The organism is Streptomyces sp. NRRL B-24085, assembly GCF_001282115.1.
In the GTDB taxonomy this organism is placed as follows: domain Bacteria; phylum Actinomycetota; class Actinomycetes; order Streptomycetales; family Streptomycetaceae; genus Streptomyces.
In genome coordinates this window covers 1-2660 of the sequence record NZ_LJBR01000099.1, presented here as the reverse complement: position 1 = coordinate 2660, position 2660 = coordinate 1, and the positions used below count along the sequence as shown (strand labels likewise).

At 69.7% G+C, this 2660-nt stretch carries 1 protein-coding gene; it reads left to right on the top strand.

The window, feature by feature from the left end; translation table 11 throughout:
• Window positions 1–2641 (top strand): fused isobutyryl-CoA mutase/GTPase IcmF (gene icmF, locus AOJ26_RS13630; protein ID WP_053848526.1); only part of this gene is annotated, 2641 nt, incomplete at its 5' end.
• Window positions 2642–2660: the final 19 nt, after the last annotated feature.

Below are 2660 nucleotides of genomic sequence, written 5' to 3'. Positions count from 1 at the left end.
CACCGGCACCGGCGGCTCCGGGAAGTCGTCGCTGACCGACGAACTGGTGCGCCGGTTCCGGGTCGACCAGCGGGACGCCCTGCGCATCGCCGTGATCGCCGTCGACCCGACCCGCAGGCGGGGCGGCGGAGCGCTGCTCGGCGACCGGATCCGGATGAACTCCCTCGACGGCGACCGGGTGTTCTTCCGCAGCCTCGCCACCCGCGGCAGCCGTGAGCTGCCCGAGCACCTGTCCGATGTGATCGACGTCGTGAAGGCCGCCGGGTTCGACCTGGTGATCGTGGAGACGCCGGGCATCGGCCAGGGCGACGCGGCGATCGTGCCGTTCGTCGACGCCTCCCTGTACGTGATGACACCCGAGTTCGGCGCTGCCTCGCAGCTCGAGAAGATCGACATGCTCGACTTCGCCGACGTCGTGGCGATCAACAAGTTCGAGCGGCGCGGCGCCAAGGACGCCCTGCGGGACGTGGGCCGCCAACTGGTCCGCAACCGGGAGGCGTTCGACAAGCGGCCCGAGGACATGCCGGTCTATGGCACCTCCGCGGCCACCTTCAACGACGACGGGGTGACCGCGCTCCACCAGCACCTGACGGCCGTGCTCGCCGAGAAGGGGCTGCCGCTGGCCGAGGGCGCGCTGCCGCGGGTCGACGTACGCCACTCCTCCGGGATCCGGCAGGTGGTTCCGCCCGGCCGGGTGCGCTACCTCGCGGAGATCACCGACACCGTCCGCGGCTACCACGCCGACACCCAGCGGCTGGCCGAGGCGGCCCGGCGGGTGCAGCGGCTGGAACTGGTCGGGGCCGAGCTCGCCGACGCCGGCTCCGACCCGGCGAACGTGCACGCGCTGCTGGAGGACGCCCGCACCCGCCTCCCGCACGACCTCGTGCGGCAGATCGAGAACTGGCCCTCGGTCATCGCCTCCTACTCCGGCGACGAGCAGGTCGTGAAGGTCCGTGACCGTGAGATCCGCACCAAGCTGACCCGTGAGTCTCTGTCGGGCAACAAGATCCCCCGCGTGGCCCTGCCCCGCTTCACCGACCACGGCGAACTGGTCCGGTTCTGGCGCAGCGAGAACCTGCCCGGCCACTTCCCCTTCACCGCCGGCGTCTTCCCCTTCAAGCGCGACGGCGAGGACCCGGCCCGGATGTTCGCCGGCGAGGGCGACCCCTTCCGCACCAACCGGCGCTTCAAGCTCCTCTCGGAGGGCCAGCCGGCGACCCGCCTGTCCACCGCGTTCGACTCCGTGACCCTCTACGGCCGCGACCCCGACGAGCGCCCCGACATCTACGGCAAGGTCGGCACCTCCGGCGTCTCGGTCGCCACCCTGGAGGACATGAAGGCGCTCTACGACGGCTTCGACCTCGTGGCGCCCACGACCTCCGTCTCCATGACGATCAACGGACCGGCGCCGGCCGTCCTGGCGTTCTTCCTCAACACCGCGATCGACCAGCAGACCGAGCGGTTCCGCGCCGAGGAGGGGCGTGACCCGTCCCCGGAGGAGGCGGCGGAACTGCGCGCGCACGCGCTGGCCAACGTGCGCGGCACCGTGCAGGCCGACATCCTCAAGGAGGACCAGGGCCAGAACACCTGCCTGTTCTCCACCGAGTTCAGCCTGCGGATGATGGCCGACATCCAGGAGTGGTTCATCGCGCACCAGGTCCGCAACTTCTACTCGGTGTCCATCTCCGGCTACCACATCGCCGAAGCCGGCGCGAACCCCATCAGCCAGCTCGCCTTCACCCTGGCCAACGGCTTCACCTACGTCGAGGCCTACCTCGCCCGCGGCATGGACGTCGACGACTTCGCGCCCAACCTGTCGTTCTTCTTCTCCAACGGCATGGACCCCGAGTACTCGGTCCTGGGCCGGGTCGCCCGCCGCATCTGGGCCGTCGCGATGAAGGAGAAGTACGGCGCCGGGGAGCGCAGCCAGAAGCTGAAGTACCACGTCCAGACCTCCGGACGCTCCCTGCACGCGCAGGAGATGGACTTCAACGACATCCGCACCACGCTCCAGGCGCTCATCGCCATCTACGACAACTGCAACAGCCTGCACACCAACGCCTACGACGAGGCCGTCACCACTCCTACCGAGGAGTCCGTGCGCCGGGCCCTGGCCATCCAGCTGATCATCAACCGGGAGTGGGGCCTGGCGATGAACGAGAACCCGCTCCAGGGATCGTTCGTCATCGACGAGCTCACCGACCTGGTCGAGGAGGCCGTGCTCCAGGAGTTCGAGCGGATCAGCGAACGCGGCGGTGTGCTCGGCGCGATGGAGACCGGGTACCAGCGCGGCCGTATCCAGGACGAGTCGATGCTCTACGAGCAGCGCAAGCACGACGGCACGCTGCCCCTGATCGGCGTCAACACCTTCCGCAACCCGCACGCCGACACCGCCGAGCCCGGAGTCGTCGAACTCGCCCGTGCCACCGAGGAGGAGAAGCAGTCCCAGCTGGAGCGCGTACGGGACTTCCACGCCCGCCACCACGAGGAGGCCCAGGTCGCCCTGGACGCCCTCAAGGACGCGGCGGTACGCGGCGAGAACGTGTTCGCGGTGCTCATGGACGCCACCCGGGTCTGTTCCCTCCAGCAGATCACCGAGGCCTTCTTCGAGGTCGGCGGCCAGTACCGGCGCAACGTCTGAGACCCGCGGGGGAGGGGCC